A 17,910-nucleotide genomic window follows, 5' to 3' on the forward strand; every position below is an offset into this window, starting at 1 on the left:
GCGGACGGAATCAGGGGACGAGGAAGGCTCGCCAGAGGGCCGGCGGACGGAATCAGGGGGCGCGGAGGTGCCGCCGGACGGCTGGCGGATGGAGGCAGGATCCGCGGAAGTTCCGCCGGAGGGCGGGCGGACGGAAGTAGAGGGCGCGGAGGCGTCGCCGGGGGGCTGGCGGGCGGCGTCAGGAGGCGCGGACGCTCCGGCGGACGGCTGGCGCGTGAGAGGCGACTCGGGTGTGGGCGGGAGCCGCTGAACGACGGGTGAAGCGATGCCAGAGGCTCGGGGAGCACCATCGGACGGCCGGCGTGGTGCCCCCACGCGCCTCGGGCATCTCCCTGGCCGGCCGGAGCCTGCGCACGAGACCACACGACCGGGCGCTTCGGCCGGCGGCTTGCCTTCCTCCTCCACGGAGCGACAAGATGCGCCATGACAACGGCACGCGTGCTGGACTGGGAGCCTGAGGCCCCTTCCGCGGGTCGGGAGGACGACCTCCTCGAGAAAGAGGAGGAACCGTCACCGGACGAGACGCCGCCTCGGCAGCCCGCCAGCTGGCCGCTCCAGATCGCCAAGGCCGAGCGCTCGATCTTCGAGCTGCACCGGAGCTGGAAGAATGGGGTGCTCCGCCTCGATCCGGACCTCCAGCGGGAGTTCGTCTGGGATTACTGGCGCAAGGTCAAGCTCGTCGAGTCGGTGCTCATGCGCCTCCCGCTGCCGGTGTTCTACCTCTCCGAGGAGAACGAGGAGGAGACGCTCGTCATCGACGGCCAGCAGCGCCTCACCACGCTCTTCGACTTCCTCGACGGAGGGTTCCGTCTGAGCGGGCTCAAACTGCTCCCGGAGCTCAACAAGAAGCACTTCAAGGAGCTCGACGGCAAGGTGCAGCGCCGGTTCGAGAACACGCCGCTCACCTGCTTCATCATCCAGCCGGGCACGGACGAACACGTAAAATTCCAGATCTTCGAGCGCGTGAACGAGGGGGCCGTCGCGCTCAATGCGCAGGAGATCCGCAACTGCCTCTATCGAGGGCCCGGCCTCGACTTCATCAAACGCCTTGCGAAGGATGCGTCGCCCGGCTCGTTTCGTGACGTCGCCGGCCCGCACCGGGACTACAGACGCATGAGGGCGGACGAGCTCGTGCTCCGAGCCATCGCCTTCCTCGATCTCGGGGTGAACCAGTACCCCGGCGAGCTGAAGAGCTTCCTGAACGACGAGCTCAAGCGGCTGAACTCCTCGACGGAAGGACAGCGTGACGCGTTGGAACTCAGGCTGAAGAGCGCCCTCGCTCACACGAAGACCGTCTTCGAAGATCACGCGTTCTGCCGTTACAAGCCGTCGGACGGCTCGTGGGCGCGACAGATCAATGGCCCGCTCGTCGAGATCATCGTGGCCGGCTTCGATCGCTTCTTCCCCGGAGGGACGCCGCTGCCGGCGAGGAAGATCAAGGCCGTCCGGGATCGCTTTCAGGCGCTCTCCGGCGAGGAGGCGTTCCGCGATTCGATCACCTTCGCCACGCAGTCGACGAGCGCCGTTCGAGCGCGGTTCGACCTCTGGATGAGGGAGCTCGCCCATGTTGCGTAGCGTGCTGCTCGATGGCTTCCGCTCGTTCGAGCAGCCGACGGCCGTGCGCTTCGCCCCGCTGACGATCCTCGCGGGCCCGAACAACGCGGGCAAGAGCTCCGTCATCCAGGCGTTGCTCGCGCTCGTCCAGTCCGAGCAGGCGTCGAGCGGCGATTCGCTGCTGCTGAGCGGCGCCTGGTGCGATCTCGGCCGATTCGATGAGGTCGTCAATGCAAGCCGCCCATTGGACCAGCGCCGCTTCGCGATCGGCGTCAACGGAGAGACATCGCGCGGCCGCGCGACGGACACGCTGTGGGAGCTCGGACCGTTGGACGACGCGGCTCTCACGTCCGCGCTGATCCAGAAGATTGAATATTCCCTCGACAAGGCGACGGGGAACCTCACTCGAGAGCCGGATCGGTTCAACTGGACGGAAGAGCTCCTCGACATCGAGCAGCAGCGGCATACGGAGCGTACTGGGCGCGCATTCTTCACGCATCCGGGCCTCGTGGACTTGTTCGAGCATGGCGTTCTGAGGCCCCCTGACCAGCCACGTCCGCCGACGTACCGCAGCCAGAAGACGATTCATCTCTCACCGCTCGATGCCTCGTGCACGCAGTACGTCGGTCCCTTCCGCTCTCCGCCGCAGCCGCTCTACACGCCGCGCACGTCCCCAGCTGGCCCGCCGCTCGGCCGGTACGGCGAGCACACGGCGGAGGTCCTGTTCCGGCATCGCACGCAGCGGACCGACATCATGGTCCCGGGGCAGCCACACGGGGACGCGGAGGCGCCGATCCTCCCGGCGGTCAACGCGTGGTGGTCCTACATCTTCGACGGCAGCTTCGCCCTCCAGATCGATGCGCCTGCCCGCCTCGGGTTCACCCTGGCCATCGACACCCCCTCGGCCGAGCGGCTCTGGCTCGGGCAGGTCGGGCTCGGGCTCTCCCAGGCGCTGCCGATCGTCACGGCGTGCCTCGTCTCCCGCCCCGGCGATCTGCTCCTCATCGAGACGCCCGAGGCGCACCTCCATCCCGCCGCGCAGCACCGCCTGATGCGCCTGTTCATCGAGCTCGCCCGCAGGGGACGGCAGGTCGTCGTCGAGACCCATAGCGAGCACCTCGTCACGGCCGCGCAGATCGCCGTCAAGGAAGGGCTGCCGCCGGACGATGTCGCAATCAGCTTCTTCAGCCAGGAAGCCGGCCGGACGGTGGTCCAGGAGATCGAGCTGAGCCCGCACGGACGCGCCCTCCGCTGGCCGCCCGGGTTCTTCGATCAGGCGGCCATCGATCTCGCGGAGCTCCTCCGCTGATGCCGGTCGTGCTGCTGAACCACGACCTCGTGGACGGCATGGCCTACCGCACCGATCTCGGCCCGGTGGCCGTCGCGCTGCAGGACGTGCAGCGACGCCTCGGGGGCGATCCGATGCACGTGCACCCGGAGCTCGCGCGGCAGGCGACCGGTGAGGGACCGTTCGTCGCCTGGGCGAACCAGCACCGCAACGACGTCGAAGCGGACCGCGGCCGGCTCCTCGCGCTGCTGCTCCGGCTGCTGAGCGGCCCGTTCGTGACCGATCTCCCGATCGAGCGGGACGTCTCCCTGCTCTCGGACGATCCCGCGCTTCCTCCCGAGCCTCCGTGGCGGCGCGAGGCGGTGCGGCACCTCGCCGCGCATGCGCTCTCGGCGCCGTCCGCGGCGCCGTGGGTCCTGTCGTTCGATCCCCGCTCCGACCTGTCGCGACCCAGGTACCGGTTCACGCACGGCGACGAGATCGCCGAGGTCGACAACTTCAGAAGCAGCACCGAGGCGCTCCGCCGGCTGGGCGAGCTGGCGACCCGCGGGCTCATCGGCGCCCTCGCGACGCTCGAAGCCGCCTCTCGGCAGGAGAGCCGGCTCATGGTCCTCGATCGAGCCCGCGACGCCGCGCGGAAGTGGAACCTCGACTGCCCGGAAGCCACCCTGTTTCGCGCCCTGGTCGACCTCGCGATCTACGCCGCAGCGCTCGACGAAGGGCTATCCCGCGAGCTGGCCGCCGAGCGTTACCACCAAGTGAGCGGCATCCCGATGTCCCGAGAGAGCGGCGAGGTCGCCCGCAGCCCCACGTGCAAGCGGCAGCGTACGTTCGTCGTCCCCGGCCGGGGCGAACAGTACTTCGACATGCACGCGAAGCCCGGCGCCAGCACGCGCATCCACATCTGGACCGACGTCGTCGACGGCAAGCACATCGTGTACGTAGGCCATTGCGGCGAGCACCTGCTCCTGCCCGGCGGGAAGCGCTGATCGCGCAGAACAGCGCGCGCTCTGAAGCGACAAGGCTCTCGTCGCGAGATGGCGCCGTGATCCCGAAGGACATCGTCGCCCACCGCGCGGCACCACGACCTCGGCCCGACGTGAGCGCCCGAGGGGCTCGCTGCGCAACACGACCTCGGCCACCGTGAGCGCCCGAGGGGCTCGCTGCGCAACACGACCTCGATCACCGTGAGCGCCGGAGGGGGTCTCTGCGCGGCAGGGCGCGGGTGGGCGCGATCGAGCACCGACCGAGGTGCCATGAGGTTTCAGCGGGCTCCACGTCTCAGGCGCGCCTCGTGTGGCGCGCGACGAAACGTCTCAGGAGGCAAGGCCCGAAGGGAGACATGCCGGGCGGTGGTGCATGCGCAAGCTCCACGTTCCCGCCTCGGCGGATGGCGAGCGCCCACCCGCGCCCTGCCGCGCAGAGACCCCCTCCGGCGCGTGCGACCGGGATCACCGCCCTCCCCTGCCCTCGCCTCGCCTCGCCTCGCCCCTCGCGCCGCGCGCCTCAGTCCGGCATCGCCCGCGGCGCGGGCGGCGACGTCCCCCGCATCGCCTTCTGGTACTCCAGCGCCTGCTTCGCGTAGTCGTCCCGCTTCAGCTTCGCGTACGCCTTCGCGAGCTCCCCGTAGATCGCCGCCGCCTCCTCCGGCTTCGGCCGGCTCAAGAGCGCGCTGTTCAGCTCGTAGATCGCCGACACGTGCCGCCCCGTGCGCGCCAGCGCCCGCGCGTACAGCCGGTGGATCTCCGGGTTCGCCACGTCCACGAAGATCGCGCTCTCCCCCACCTTGCGCGCCTCCTCCCACGCCCCCCGCTCCACCAAAAGCCGCAAGAGCCTCCCCCACACCCGCCGATCGTGCTGATCGAGCAGCGCCAGTCGCCGCAGCGCCGACAGCTCCCCCGCCGCGTCCTTCTGCTTGCGCGCCAGATCGTACAGCCCCTGCAGCGGCTCCGCCTGCGTCGGATCCAGGCGCGCCGCCGCCTCCAGGTGCGCCTTCATCCGCGCCGCGTCCTTCTTCATCCCCGCGAGATCCGCGAGCTTCATCCGCACCACGTACCCGTCGTGCCCGTCCGCGATCATCTTGCTCAACAGCCGCGCCGCCTCGTCGGGCTTCTTCTCCGCGAACGCCGCCCGCACCTTCAGGTAGTTCGCGTCCGGCTGCTTCGGATCCACCCGCAGCGCCTCCGCCAGCACCGCCTCGCCCTCCTGCCGCTGCCCGTCCTCGAACAGCGCCAGCGAGAGCTCCACCAGCCGCTTCGCGTCCGTCGGCGCGCGCGCCGCCGCCTTGCGCGCCTCGTCGAGCGGCGGCGCGTGCAGGTCGGGGACGTACTGCTTCTCGTAACGCTGGAGCCGCGGCGTGAGCCACGCGCGGAAGCGCCGATCCAGCTCCTCCGTGCCGACGCCGAGCGACTCCTTCACCACCTCCGGCGTCCGCTTCCCCGCCGCCCACCGCGGCAGCATCGAGACCACCTTCGGGAAGCCGAACTCCTCCACCATGAAGACCACGATCTGGCTCGCCGCGAAGTACGCCATCGTCACGTCCGCGACGCTGTCCACGTGCGTGAACGCCCGGTTGAACCCCTCGACCGCCGGGATCCTCCCGCCCTTCAGCGCCGCGAACAGCGCCGGATCCTCCTCCCGGTGCCACTCCGGCCGCCGCACGATCGTCTCGTACTCGCTCAGCCCCTCGGTGAACCAGCGCGGGACGTGGTTCTTCGAGAGCTGGATCGCGAAGACGTGCGCCAGCTCGTGCCACAGCACGTTCCCCCAGTTGAACTCCGCCGCCGCAGGGCTCAGCGCCGCGAGCGTCTGACCGAAGCAGACGCCCTGGATGCCCACGTTCGGCAGGCCGCTCGTCCGGACGCTGAAGTTCTCCGTCGACGCGTAGAGCTCGATCGACACCGGCACCTTCGGCGTGAAGCCGTAGCGCTTCACCATCGACCCCCACGCCTCCTCGAGCATGCGCGGCACGTACCGCTCCAGGATCGGCCGCTCCTGCTTGTGATAGCGGACGCGGAACGGCTGCCCCTCCACGGTGACGTACTGGGTCGCGATGTCCTTCTCGTACAGGTTCAGCGTGTTGAAGACCCGGACGTTGAAGCGATCCCTGTCCCACGCCTTCTGCAGCGCGGCGAGGCCGCCCTTCTCGTCGCCGGCGCGGATCAGGTTGAGCCCGAGCGTGGCGTGCGCCTTGGCGTCGCCCGGATCGACCCGCGTCGCCTCCGCCATCATCTCGACGATGTCGTCGTAGCGGTGCTCCCACTCCGCGTACTCGCCGACGATCTGGAAGAACCGCGAGAACTCCGGGTTCAGGCCGAGCACCTTCGCCTTGATGGCCTCGAAGCCGGCCGCGTCGTCCGCGAGGAAGCGCGCCGCCGCCTTCATCGAGAGCAGCTCCAGGTCGCTCGGGTTCACCTTGAGACCGCGGTCGAGCGCCGCGTCCGCGGCCGCGATGTCCATGTCGCGCAGCGCGAGCCCGGCGCGCACGAAATACGCCTCGGCGAGGTTCGGGTTCACCGCGAGCGCCTCCGCGATCTCGCTGTCGGCGCCGCCGAAGTCCATCGCGTTCTCCAGCTTGACGCGCGCCATCGCGACCCGGACCCGCGGATCTTTCGGCGCGAGCTTGAGCGCCTCCTTCACCACCTGGCCGGCGTGGCCCGGGTCGTACTTGTCGAGGAACAGCTCGGCCCGCCAGAGCAGCGTCTCCACCCGCTGCTTGCCGCCCACCCGCTCGGCCGCGTTGAACGCGTCGTTCGCGTCGCGCGCGCTCCGGAGCAGGTGCGCCGCGCGCCCGACCAGGGACAGCCCCTCCGCGTCCTCGGCGGTGATCGTGTCGTCGTTGTAGTCGTCGATGAGGGTCATCAGCGGCGCGCGCGCCTCGCCGCGCTTGCCCGACCGGATCAGGAGCTCGCCGAGCAAGAGCCGCGCGCGCCGGGCCTCGTCCTCCCGCTCGACCTCGCGCGCCGCCGCGATCGCCTCCGCCATCTTCCCGCGGCGCGCGAGCGCCTCGGCGCGGAGCGGCGCGGCGGCGATCCGCGCCTCCTTGCCGAGCGCCGCGGCCGCCTTCGCCGTCCTCGCGGCGTCGTCGTAGCGCCCCGTGAGCAGCTCGAGCCGCGCCTTCGCGAGCAGCGCCGCGGCGCGGTCCGCGCCGCCCCCCTCGCGCGCGCGCGCGGCGAGCTCCTTCTCGGCGCCCGCGTAGTCGCCCTGCGCGAGGAGCGCCTCCGCGCGCGCGAGGGAGGGCGGCGCGGCGTGGGCGAGAGCCGGCGCCGCGCAGGCGGCGGCGACGAGGACGGCGGCGAGAGAGCGGCGGATCGAGTGGCTTCGCATGATACCCCGTGCGCGAGACGCGCGACGCCCGGCCGCGCCGGGCAAGGTCATCGTAGCCGAGAGCGGCAGGGCCGAGCAGGCGCGAGGGCGCGGGGGCGCGAGGGGGTTCGCCCCCGGGCGATCGTGGTATGCGGGGACGGATGGCAAGCGGGCTCGCAGGGAGGGTCGTCCTCATCACGGGCGCTTCGTCGGGCATCGGCGAGGCGCTCGCCCGGGAGGTCGCCCGGCGCGGCGGCCGGGTCGTGCTTTCGGCGCGGCGCGAGGGGCGGCTGGAGGCGCTCGCGCGGGAGATCCGCGCCGGGGGCGGCGAGGCGCTCACGGTCCGCTGCGACGTCACGCGCGACGGCGACGTGGAGCGCGCCGTCGCCGCGGCGCGCGAGGCGTTCGACCGGCTGGACGTCGCCGTCGCGAACGCGGGGTTCGGCGTGGCTGGGCGCGTCGAGGCGCTCTCGATCGACGACTTCCGCCGGCAGTTCGAGACCAATGTCTTCGGCGTGCTGCGCACCGTGAAGGCGGCGCTGCCAGAGCTCCGGCGATCGCGCGGCGGCGTCGCGATCATGGGCAGCGCGAGCGGCTACCTCGCGGTCCCCGGCATGAGCGCCTACACCATGAGCAAGTTCGCGGTGCGCGCCCTCGCCGAGACGCTGCGCGGCGAGCTCCACGACGACGGCGTCGCGGTCACGCACGTCGCCCCGGGGTTCATCGAGAGCGAGATCCGCCGGATCGACAACGCGGGCGCGCTGCGCGAGGGCGCGAGGGAGCCTCTGCCGCGCTGGCTGATCATGCCGGCAAAGACGGCGGCGCGGCAGATCCTGGACGCGATCGTCGCGCGTCGCGCCGAGGTGATCGTCACCGGTCACGCGAAGCTCGGGGTGGCGCTCGCGAGGCACGCCCCCGACCTCGTCGGCGCGGTCGCCACGAGGCTCTCGCGCAAGGCCAGAGGCAAGGGCCCCTGAGCCGACGCGGCGGCTTGCCTGCGTCGCGGCCACGCGCCCCTCGTTCGAGCGTCGCAGAGCGGCGGTCAGCCGCACAGGAGACGGGTCCAGATCGGCGTTTTCGGCGCGCAAGCGCACGAAAGGGCGCTGGGCACCGAAAACGCCGAGATGGGCGCGTATCCGAAGCGGCTGGCCGCCGCTCTAGAGCTCGCGCTGGACGAGCGCCTCCAGGGCGTCGATGAAGCGCGGCCGCGCGTTCAGCGCAGGCGCGCGCTCGAGCCGGGAGAGGCCCGCCTCCCGCGCCAGGGCCGGCGCCTCCACGTCGAGGTCGTACAGGGTCTCGACGTGGTCGGCGACGAAGCCGATGGGCGCGATCAGCGCCTCGCGCGCGCCCTTTGCGGCGAGCGCGTCGAACGTCGCGCGGAGGTCCGGGCCGAGCCAGGCGTCGCCGGTCATGCCCTGGCTCTGGAAGGCGACGAGCACCGGGTTCCCCCGCGGCGCGACGCGACGCTCCACCTCGGCGGCCATCGCGCGGAACTGGCGCTCGTACGGATCGCCCGCGTCGATGATCCGCTGCGGGAGGCTGTGGGCCGAGAGGATCACCGCGACCTCCCCGCGGCGCTCCTCCGGGAAGCGCGCGAGCGCCTCGTCGATCACCTCGACGAAGGCGTCGATCAGCGCGGGCTCGAGCCCCCACGCGGGCACGCACCGGACCTCCATCTCGCCCTGCTTCGCGGCCGCCTCGCGCACGACGGCGTGGTAGACGTCGACCGACTGCGGCGCGAGCGGCAGGGAGACGACGCGCCGCACGCCGCGGCCGTGGAGCGACGCGAGCACCTCCTCCGGGTACGGGTGCCAGAGCCGCCCCGCGATCGCCACCGGCAGGCCGAGCCGCGCGGCGAGCGCGTCCGCCTGGGCCTGCGTGATGCGCAGGAGCGGCGAGCCGCCGATCGCCTGGAAGCGGCGCCGCACCTCCTCGAGCACCTCGGGCGGGGCCGGCCGGCCGCGGCGGATGTTGGCGACGAACGCGGGCAGATCGTCGAGCCGCTCGACGGTGCCGTGGAAGCTGAGGAGGACGGCGGTGGTCACGGCGCCACTCTACCTCGGCGCCGCGCGGGCAACGCCGCCCTCGCGGCGCGCGAGGGGAAGATCCGCCGCGCGCCGCCGCGGCTCACCCCGCGCCCCAGGCGACCACGACGCGAGCGCGCGCCGCCGCGGCTCACTCCGCATCCCAGGCGACCACGATGCGAGCGCGCGCCGCCGCGGCTCACTCCGCATCCCAGGCGACCACGATGCGAGCGCGCGCCGCCGCGGCTCACTCCGCATCCCAGGCGACCACGATGCGATCGTGGTTGATCAGGCCGTTCTTCTTGCGGGCCAAGTGCTGGACCACGATCTGGTCGCCCGCCTCGTATGTCCGCACTTCCAGGAATGCCACCGCGTCGTCGGTCTCGAAGCCGTCGAGGATCTCCGCCGAGTCGAGCTGGCGCGACCACCCGGAGATCGGGTCACGGAAGACCTCGTTCTTGAGCCGCTCCAGGATCGCCGGCCTCCCGCTGGTGACGCTGGGGTGGGCCGGACGATGGAGGCTGCTGATCTCCTCGAGCACCGCGTCCTCGGCGTAGACCTCGGAGAGCGCCTCGATGTCCTTGCCCCTCAGGGCGCGCACGATCTCCGTGAGCAATCGTTCGTTCGCCTTCGGGGCAAAAGGTCGCGTCCGCGCCGGGCCTTCCATGCCCGCTTGCATGGGACACGGCGGCGCGGGCGTCGAGCCCACGGCCCGACCGCGCCCGCGCGGCGCACGAGGTGAGCTCGCGCGGTCGCTGGCCCTCCGCTCCCCTTGCGCCGATTGCGCCGATTGCGCCGATTGCGCCGATTGCGCCGAGCTCGCGCGCCCGGCGGCGAGTTGCGGCGTCCGGACGGACGTGATGAATAGGACGGGTCATGACGCAGCGCCGCACGATCGTGCTCGCCGATCTCCACCTCGTGCGCCAGACGCCGCGCAGCGTGACCGCCGACCTCGCCGCGCTCGTGGCGGCCCACCCTGGGGCCCGGATCGTGGTGGCGGGCGACCTGTTCGATCTCTCCTCGGAGTCGCCGTGGATGCCCCGGCCGCGCGCGCTGCGCGAGGCGCTGTCCGCGCACCCGATCGCGCGGGCCGCGCTCGCCGAGCACCTCGACCGAGGCGGCGAGCTCTGGCTTTCGGGGGGCAACCATGACGCCGAGATCGGGGCGCCCGATTTCCCCGTGGCGTTGACGGAGGCGCTCGGGCTGACCGGCGCGGCCCGGGCGCGCATCCGGACGACGCCCTGGTTCTTCCGCGACGGGGCGATCCACATCGAGCACGGGCACCTCTACGATCCGGACAACGCCCCGGCCCACCCGCTCGTCGTGGGCGAGCGCAGCCTCGGGGTGCACTTCGTCGAGGAGTTCATCGCGCCGACCGGTGCGCACCGCTACCTGCAGGCGAACGACCAGACCCCGCTCAGGCTGTTCCTCTCGGCCTTCACCTGGTACGGCCCGCGCGCGCCCTACGTCATCTACCGCTACTTCCACGCGGCCATCGGCGCGATGCTGAAGAGCGGCCCGCTGTACCGCGCGCGCGGCGAGGCGACGGCGGGCGCCGCGATCGTCGAGCGCTTCACGCACGAGCTCGGGGTGCCCAGCGCGATGGTGGACGCCCTCCTCGGGCTCGCGGCCACGCCGACGCTCGAGAGCGCGGCGAGGACGTTCACGCGGCTGTACTTCGATCGCGTGATCGCGACGCTGTCGATGGGCGCGGGGCTCGCGGCGCTCGGGCTCGGCGCGCGGGAGCCCGGCGCCGCGGCGCTCGGGCTCGGCGCGCTGCTGATGGGCGCGAGCTGGGCGAGCGGCCACAACCGGTACGCCGGCACGGTCTCCGAGCGGCTGGCCGAGAGCGCTGGCCGCGTGGCGAGGACGACCGGCGCGAAGCTCGTCGTCTTCGGCCACACGCACCGGGAAGCGCTCGGCGACGGGTACGCGAACACCGGCAGCTTCTCGTTCCCGCGCGCCGCCACGTCCGGCAGACCCTACGTCGAGATCGAGGGGTCCCCGGAGGCGCCACGCGCAGTGAGCCGCGTGTGGAACGCCGGGGCGTGACCCCGAACGCGAAGCCCCGCTCTAGCCGCCGCTCGCATGCGTGGTGAGCGCACCCTCGACGAGGTCGAGCGCGAGGGGGACGTCCTCTTCCGGGATCTCCGGCGCGTCGCCGAGCATCACCGCGAGCAGGCGCGCCCTCGGCTCGGGCCGCAGGACGAGCGGCCCGCCGCCGCACGCCCGGCACACGAGGCCGCCGCGCGCCGGGTCGACGCAGGCCGCCTGCGCCGCGTCGCAGGCGCGTCCGCACCGGACGCACTGAGAGAGCTCGAGGCCCCAGCCGAAGGCGACCAGGAGGCGCAGGCCGGCCTCCGCGAGCAACGCCTGGGGAGACGCCGAGGGGAGGTCGTCGAGGCGATCGAGCAGCCGGTTCAGCTCGTGCCAGGCCGCCGGCTCGGCGGTCTGCGCCGGCGCGATCTCGCGGACCCAGCGCAGCGCTCGCCCGGCCGCGTCGAGGCGCGCGAGATCCGCCGCGAGCCGCAGGCGCGGGCGCTCGATCGCGGCCTCGGTGAGCTGGGCGAGCTCGGCGCCGGGGCGGAGCTCGAGCGTCACGCGGAGCAGGTGCATCGGCTCGAGCGCCGGAAAGCGCTTCGCCGAGCGGCGCCCGCCGCGCGCGACGCCCGAGAGGAGCCCGCGTCGCTCGGTGAAGAGCCCGACCACGAGGTCGGCTTCACCGAGCGGGACGCGCCGGACCAGGAGCGCCTCGGTGCGGAGCCGCTCGGTCCGCGGACGGACGGATCGAGGCATGGATGACGGCGCAGCCTTGCACGGCGGACCGCCGCGGGCGCGCCGAAAATTTGGCCCTCAGGCCTGGAGGGAGATACGAGCGTCCGCGGCGGTGCCCGCCGACAGCTCCGGCGGCATGTCGTGGCCGCGGGGCCGGAGCACGATGCTGAGCGCCAGCGTGAAGAGGATGAGCAGCAGCACGAACGCGATAGCGACCCCGAAGCGCCGGCTCTGCTGCGTGGTGCGCGCGGGCGCCGCGATAGGCAGCGGCGTCACCAGCGCGATGCGGCGGCTGGCCGTGTACCGGGCCAGCACCTCCTCCATCGGCAGCGAGACGGCGCGCGCATACGCCTTCAAGAACCCGCGGACGAACACCTCGCCCGGCAGGTCGTCGAAGTGATCCGCCTCGATCCGTTCGATGGAGATCACGGGGATGCGCGTGGCGCGGGCGACCTCCTCCACGCTCATGGCTCGGGCCTCACGCGTGCGTCTCAGGTAGCGTCCGATCGACTCCATCCCATTCCACCCATCGTCATTCGGTCGTCACTCTACTCACCCCGAGAACCGTTCCTCAACCCCTAGCGTGACCCGAAGGCCTTCTCGGAAGGGACGCACCGAGGGGTGTCACTGCAACGTCTGTAACTGTGCAGCGCAGCGCTGCCCCACGGGCGTCGTCGCGGCGATCTCGCGGCACCGCTCGAGGTCGGCGCGCGCCTCGTCCAAAAGCCCCCTCTTCTCGGCGACGCGGGCGCGGGCATCGAACGCGTCCTGCAGCCGCCTGCACTCGGGCTGATCGGTCTCGACCGCCCTGGTGAACGCCTCGCGCGCCAGATCGAGCTCGCCCCGCTTCTCGTAGGCGAGCCCGAGCCGGTACTGGCCGACGCAGAAGAGCGGCTGCGCGGCGACGGCGCGGCGTAGCGCGTCGATCGCCTCGTCGTTGCGGCCCTTGAGCAGGTACGCCCAGCCCAGATTGCCCCACGACTTCTCCGGCGAGGCATAGAGGATGTCCTCGGTGAGCGGCTTGAGCACCGCGATCGCCTCGTCGTAGCGCCCCTGATGCACGAGGATGACCCCCAGCGTGTTCTTCGCGTCCCGCATCTCCGGGTTCGCGTCGAGGGCCCGCCGCGCCATCTTCTCGGCGCTGTCGAAGCGGCAGTCGCTCGAGCGCGCGTCGCCCGCGCAGAAGCCGAGCAGCACGACGGCGCCCAGGTAGGCGGCGTCGGCGTTGTCCTCGTCGAGCGAGAGCGACCTCTCGACGTGCGCGAGCGCCTCGCGCAGGCGGCCGTTCTGGAATGCGTCGCGCGCGAGATCGTACTCCGCGAGCGCCCGTGTCTCGTCCGCCTGCGCCACCGGCTGCGCGCCGCCGCACGCCGCCGGCAGGAGCGGCAAGAACGCGAAGCGAGACAGCAGCGACAAGACCACAGCCCCGCCGCGGATGCACCCCGCGCGCGTCGCTGCTGTCCTGGTTCGCTGCGATGTCATAGGTGATTTCGACTTGCGGCTGAGTCACGCCGCAGCGCGGTGGCTCGTCAGGACGGGACACCGCCCGCCTGCGGGGAACCCTGAGTAAACCAGGCTGCTGGTAACGTCAACCCGCGAATCTGCCCCGAAGACGCGGCGCGTTCCGAGGATCGCGATTCGACTTCCAGCAGGGGTCAGGTCGACCTAGGATGGGAGACCAGGCGCTCCCTGCCCGTCACTGTTCGCCGCGGATCTCGTCCTTGAGGCCGAGCAGGCCGAACAGCCTCCGCAGCGCGTCGATGTCGGGGATCTCGAGGCGCTCGTCGGCGACGCGCACGTACTGGCCCTCGCGGAGCTGCTGCACGGCGCGCTTCACCGTGTCGACGTCGAGGCCGACGCGGGTGGACAGCTCCATCGGCGAGATCGCGAACGAGGCGCCGTTCGGCGGGGCGCCGCCCGCGCCGCGCGACTGCTGCGCGAGCTTGAGCAGCGCGTTCACCACCTTCGACTGCGTGTCGGCGAGCATCATGATCTCGATCTGGTCCTCCGCGTCGCGGAGCCGACCCACGAGCTGCTTGATGAGGCGCAGGGCGACGGCCGGGTTGCGCTCGACGAGGTTCTGCAGCGTGCCCTGATCGAGCGTGAGCGCGACGCCGCGCGACAGCGCGATCGCCGTCGACCAGCGCGCGGCGCCGCCGAGGAGCGCGGACTCGCCGAACAGGTCGCCGGGCTTCAGGACCATCAGGCTGCGCTCGGCGCCGCGGACCTTCTTGATGAGGCGGACCCTCCCCTCCTCGAGGAGGTAGGCCTCGGTCCCGGGCTCGCCCTCGCGGAAGATGACGTCGCCCGCCTCGAAGGGGCGGCCGAAGCGGGCGCGGAGCCGCTCGGGATCGGGCCCCGGCTCGGCGGGCGTCACCGTCACGCGGGCGCCGGGCTCGGCGGGCTCGTCCGGCGCCGCGCCGGCCGAGGGGGCCACCTCCGCGGCCGCGGAGGGCAGCGCGCGCTCCGCGTCGCTGGGGCTCAGGGCTCCACGATCGGCGTCGGGCGCTGCGCGGTCCCCTTCAGACGGGTGGGTCATCGGGGCGGAGTGTATCCCAGCTCGGCGGGCTTCGCGTCGGGCGCGCGCACATACAGCGGCTCGAGGAGCTCCGGATCGAGCTCGCCCCCCGGGCGCCCGCGCTCGCCGCGCGCGGCGGCGGCCCGGAGCCGGTCGATGGCGACGCGGCCGATCCAGATCGCGCCGGGGAGGTCGAGCGCCTCGCCCTGCGCGGCGAGCGGCCGCAGCGCCTCGATCTCCCCGGCGATCGCGCCGACGACGACGACGCGGCGCCCCGCGGCGACCGCGGCGACGGCGTCGTGCGCGGCGTCGCGCGGCAGGTGCTGCGGCGAGAGCCGCGGCGGCGCCGCGGGCCCGTCGTACGCGGCCAGGAAGACCTCCCCCTTCTTCGCGTCGATCACCGGGACCAGCAGATCGCCCGGGCTCGCCGCGCCCTCGGCGAAGGCGGCGGCGGCCATGGCCTCGAGCGAGGTGACGCCCGCGACCGGGACGTCGAGCGCGAGCGCCACGCCCTTGGCCGCCGCGACCGCCACGCGGACCCCGGTGAACGAGCCGGGGCCGATGTCACAGCCGAGCGCCCCGATCGCCGCGGCCGGCAGGCCCGCCGCGGCGAGCACCTCGTCGACGGCGCCGAAGATGCGCTCGGCGTGCCCGTGCAGATCGGCGTAGGTCGTGGCCGCGAGCAGGCGCGCGCCTGCGCCCTGCGCCCCCGCGGGGCGCGCAGCGGCGAGGGCGCCGCTCCCCTGCGCGAGCGCGGGCGCGGCCGCCTCGGCGGGTCCGTCCAGGTCCACGTCGAAGAGCGCGGCGCTGCCGCGCGGGGTCGAGGTCGAGAGGGAGAGGAGCTTCAAGGCGCGCCCGGAAACGTTGCAGCCGCGGTGCTGTCTGGCAGAACCTCGGTCCACGGGCAACGGGCTTCATCGAGGTGACCGGGGTCATGGCCCCCGCGCGGGGATCCGAAGGGCGGAGTGCGAGCCGATGCGCGACCAACGAGCGATGCTGCCGGCGCTCCTCGGGTCGCTCGTCGTCCACGTGGGCGCCTGGGGGGCCGCGAGGCTGTCGGCGCAGGAGCCCGAGCGCGGCCCCGCGCAGGAAACGAGGGAGAGCGCGCCGATCGACCTCTGGACGGGGGCCACGGCGGCGCTGCCGGGCAGCGGTGACGCCTCGCGCGCGGTCGACGATCGCGCCGCGCCGGCGGGATCTCCAGCAACGCCCGCTCCGGCCGGGGCCGCGCCGCCTCGAGCGCCCGTGGAACGCGGGGCAGAGGCCGGCAGCGTGGAGGCACCGCCCGCGACCGCCGCGCCGCGCGGCCAGGCGCCGCCCGCGACCGCCGCGACCGCCGCGCCGCGGGCCAGGGCGGCCCCTCGGCCCAGCGCGGCGGCGCCTCGGCCGGGAGAGGAGCGCCGGGCGCCCGCGGCGGCCGGGCGTGCCGTCGGCCAGGCGCGCTCCGCCGCCGCGCGGTCGAGCGACGACGCCGGCGAGGGAGGTCGGGGCGATTTCGGGGCAGCCGGCAGCAGCGCGGTGCGCAGCCTCGGGCGCGCCTTCACGAGGGCGATCCCGCCCGCGTGCCAGGGCGATCCGATCTGGGCGACGCTCCCGCCGGGGAGCGCCGGCAAGGCGCGCTTCGTGATCGACATCGACGACGCCGGGCGCATCGCGTCGTGGCGTCCGGAGGGGGAAGAGCCGCCCGCGCGCCAGCTGGGCAACCTCGCGAAGCGGACGATCGCGCTGCTCGGAGGCGGGACGTTCGCCGTGGCACGCGGGGCCGTGACCGCGGGCAGGCAGACGCTGGAGGTCAGCGCCGTCGTCCGCGCGGGCGCGGGGGACGAGGAGACAGGCGCGCCGGCCGATCTGGCATGGCGCTTCGAGGGCGGCCGCGGCCGCGCGTCGTTCGCGCAGCCCGGCGGCCGCCACGTGGAGATCGTGGTCCAGGTGGTGCGCACGGAGGTCGCCCGAGGCGCGCCCCCTGGCTGAGCGGTCCAGCGCGGCTGCCCCCGCGCGCCTTGCGGTCTCGCCCCGGAGCTCTACGTCCGGCGCGTGGGACGGCTGCGCGCTGCCGCATCGGCGTCGGTCGGGCTCCTCGGGGCCATAGCGCTCGCTGCCTGCGAAGACCGGGCGGCCGCGCTCTCGCCCCCCGCGCCGCCACGCCACGAGGCGAGCGCGCCGTGCTCGGGCCCGCGCGCCGGGGAGCCGGCCGCGCCGCCGGCCGCCGACGGCAGGATGCCCCTGCCGGCGCTCGTCGAGCAGGTGCGGCCCTCCGTGGTGACCGTCATGACCCTGCGCGCGTCGCCTCCGTCGTACGAGGGCGCCACCCCGGGGCACCCGTTCGGCGGCGGCGCGCCGCGGGTGGAGCGGGCGATCGGCTCGGGGTTCGTGGTCGCCGCGGAGGGCCTCGTGCTGACGAGCGATCACGTGGTCGGCGACGCGTTCGGCATCGAGGTGCAGGTCTCGGACGAGCGCGCCTTCAAGGCCGCCGTGGTCGGGCGAGATCCGGCGCTCGACGTGGCGCTGCTGAAGCTGCTCGGGGCCGAGTCGCTCCGGGTCGTCCCCCTCGGCTCGAGCGCCCCGGTCCGGCCCGGCGACGACGTGATCGTGATCGGAAATCCGTTCGGGCTCGGACCGACGGTGACCCGGGGCGTCGTCAGCGCGACGTCGAGGCCGATGGGCGCCGCGAGCCTCGACGGCTTCATCCAGACCGACGCCGCCATCAACCCGGGCAACAGCGGCGGGCCGCTCTTCAACGCGCGGGGAGAGGTGATCGGCATCGCGACGGCGATCCACGCCGATGGCCGCGGGATCAGCTTCGCCCTGCCGATCGACGAGGTCCTGGAGGTCCTCCCCGATCTGCGGGCGGCGGGCCGCGTGGACCGCGGGCGCATGGGGATCAGCTTTCAGGAGGTGACGCCGCAGCTCGCGCGGGTGCTCAAGCTGCCAGGCCGTATGGGCGCGCTGCTCACGGAGGTCGAGCCGGAGGGGCCCGGGGCGCGGACGGGCCTCAGGCCCGGGGACGTGATCCTGTCGATCGAGGGGCGCCGCCTCGAGCACGCGCGCGAGCTCGCGCGCGCGCTCCGCCGGACCAGGCCCGGAGAGGAGGTGGAGCTCACCTACCGGCGCGACGGCGCGGACCGGCGCGCCACGGTCAAGCTCGACCGGGCGGCCGGAGGCGAGCCGGCGCGGGGCGCGCTCCGGCCCGGCGACCACGCCGAGCAGCCGCTCGGGGTGCTGGCGAGCGACGCGCTGGAGGGAGCGCGGATCGAGGCCATCGCGCCGCAGAGCGCGGCGGCGGGCAACCTCGAGGTGGGCGACGTGGTGCTCGATCTGAACGGCGCGCCGGTGCGGGGCGGCGCCGAGCTGGCCGCGCGCCTCCGCGCCGCGGGGCGAAAGGACCTCTTGCTCCGCGTGCGGCGCAACGGCGCGACCCTGTACCTCGCGATCCCGGCGCGCTGAGC

Annotated in this window: 15 protein-coding genes; 7 read left to right on the top strand and 8 right to left on the bottom strand. The window is 73.5% G+C overall.

Going from position 1 to position 17,910, the window contains the following annotated elements:
* Positions 1-423 precede the first annotated feature (423 nt).
* The 3 genes from WMF31_RS29000 to WMF31_RS29010 are packed head-to-tail and all read left to right on the top strand — an operon-like array spanning position 424 to position 3,831.
* Complete coding sequence (locus WMF31_RS29000) at positions 424-1,575, top strand: DUF262 domain-containing protein (RefSeq protein ID WP_436605055.1); 1,152 nt, start codon at positions 424-426, stop codon at positions 1,573-1,575.
* Positions 1,565-2,863, top strand: coding sequence for a DUF3696 domain-containing protein (locus WMF31_RS29005; RefSeq protein WP_436605056.1), 1,299 nt, complete (start codon positions 1,565-1,567; stop codon positions 2,861-2,863). The genes WMF31_RS29000 and WMF31_RS29005 overlap by 11 nt, the downstream gene beginning before the upstream one ends.
* On the top strand, positions 2,863-3,831 hold the full coding sequence (locus WMF31_RS29010; RefSeq protein WP_436605057.1) for a hypothetical protein: 969 nt from the start codon (positions 2,863-2,865) through the stop codon (positions 3,829-3,831). The genes WMF31_RS29005 and WMF31_RS29010 overlap by 1 nt, the downstream gene beginning before the upstream one ends.
* 517 nt (positions 3,832-4,348) lie before the next feature.
* Here the strand turns inward: WMF31_RS29010 and WMF31_RS29015 are convergent.
* Positions 4,349-7,168, bottom strand: coding sequence for a tetratricopeptide repeat protein (locus WMF31_RS29015; protein WP_436605058.1), 2,820 nt, complete (start codon positions 7,166-7,168; stop codon positions 4,349-4,351).
* Positions 7,169-7,308: 140 nt separating this feature from the next.
* Here WMF31_RS29015 and WMF31_RS29020 point away from each other — a divergent pair, with 140 nt between their 5' ends.
* Positions 7,309-8,124 carry an SDR family oxidoreductase gene (locus WMF31_RS29020; RefSeq protein ID WP_436605059.1) on the top strand — a complete coding sequence of 272 codons (816 nt, stop codon included), beginning with the start codon at positions 7,309-7,311 and terminating at the stop codon, positions 8,122-8,124.
* Between the two features lie 180 nt (positions 8,125-8,304).
* On the opposite strand, the gene hemH is transcribed toward WMF31_RS29020, so the two are convergent.
* Positions 8,305-9,192 (bottom strand): ferrochelatase, encoded by an 888-nt coding sequence (hemH, locus tag WMF31_RS29025; RefSeq protein ID WP_436605060.1) that lies wholly within the window; start codon positions 9,190-9,192, stop codon positions 8,305-8,307.
* A 226-nt stretch (positions 9,193-9,418) separates the two neighbouring features.
* Positions 9,419-9,787, bottom strand: a complete 369-nt coding sequence (locus WMF31_RS29030; protein WP_436605061.1) for a hypothetical protein — start codon at positions 9,785-9,787, stop codon at positions 9,419-9,421.
* A 260-nt stretch (positions 9,788-10,047) separates the two neighbouring features.
* Here WMF31_RS29030 and WMF31_RS29035 point away from each other — a divergent pair, with 260 nt between their 5' ends.
* Positions 10,048-11,223: a hypothetical protein gene (locus WMF31_RS29035; RefSeq protein ID WP_436605062.1), complete on the top strand. Its 1,176-nt coding sequence runs from the start codon at positions 10,048-10,050 to the stop codon at positions 11,221-11,223.
* Positions 11,224-11,244: 21 nt separating this feature from the next.
* Here WMF31_RS29035 and recO read toward each other — a convergent pair whose 3' ends face one another.
* The 5 genes from recO to tsaB form a co-directional block, all read right to left on the bottom strand.
* Positions 11,245-11,967 (bottom strand): DNA repair protein RecO, encoded by a 723-nt coding sequence (recO, locus tag WMF31_RS29040; RefSeq protein ID WP_129346435.1) that lies wholly within the window; start codon positions 11,965-11,967, stop codon positions 11,245-11,247.
* A 57-nt stretch (positions 11,968-12,024) separates the two neighbouring features.
* Positions 12,025-12,462, bottom strand: coding sequence for a helix-turn-helix domain-containing protein (locus WMF31_RS29045; protein ID WP_129346434.1), 438 nt, complete (start codon positions 12,460-12,462; stop codon positions 12,025-12,027).
* Positions 12,463-12,570: 108 nt separating this feature from the next.
* Positions 12,571-13,368: a tetratricopeptide repeat protein gene (locus WMF31_RS29050; RefSeq protein WP_436606612.1), complete on the bottom strand. Its 798-nt coding sequence runs from the start codon at positions 13,366-13,368 to the stop codon at positions 12,571-12,573.
* A 274-nt stretch (positions 13,369-13,642) separates the two neighbouring features.
* Positions 13,643-14,485, bottom strand: a complete 843-nt coding sequence (locus WMF31_RS29055) for a Crp/Fnr family transcriptional regulator (RefSeq protein ID WP_436605063.1) — start codon at positions 14,483-14,485, stop codon at positions 13,643-13,645.
* Positions 14,482-15,312 carry a tRNA (adenosine(37)-N6)-threonylcarbamoyltransferase complex dimerization subunit type 1 TsaB gene (gene tsaB / locus WMF31_RS29060; RefSeq protein WP_436605064.1) on the bottom strand — a complete coding sequence of 277 codons (831 nt, stop codon included), beginning with the start codon at positions 15,310-15,312 and terminating at the stop codon, positions 14,482-14,484. Before tsaB ends, WMF31_RS29055 begins: the two co-directional genes overlap by 4 nt.
* Positions 15,313-15,439: 127 nt before the next feature.
* On the opposite strand from tsaB, the gene WMF31_RS29065 reads away from it, so the two are divergent.
* Positions 15,440-16,435, top strand: a complete 996-nt coding sequence (locus WMF31_RS29065; RefSeq protein ID WP_436605065.1) for a hypothetical protein — start codon at positions 15,440-15,442, stop codon at positions 16,433-16,435.
* Between the two features lie 63 nt (positions 16,436-16,498).
* Entirely contained in the window at positions 16,499-17,908 is a 1,410-nt protein-coding gene (locus WMF31_RS29070) for a trypsin-like peptidase domain-containing protein (protein ID WP_436605066.1), read from the top strand.
* The last annotated feature ends 2 nt before the right edge of the window (positions 17,909-17,910 follow it).

The sequence above is a fragment of the Sorangium sp. So ce1036 genome, from assembly GCF_051369805.1.
GTDB classification, from domain to species: Bacteria; Myxococcota_A; Polyangia; order Polyangiales; family Polyangiaceae; genus Sorangium; species Sorangium cellulosum_F.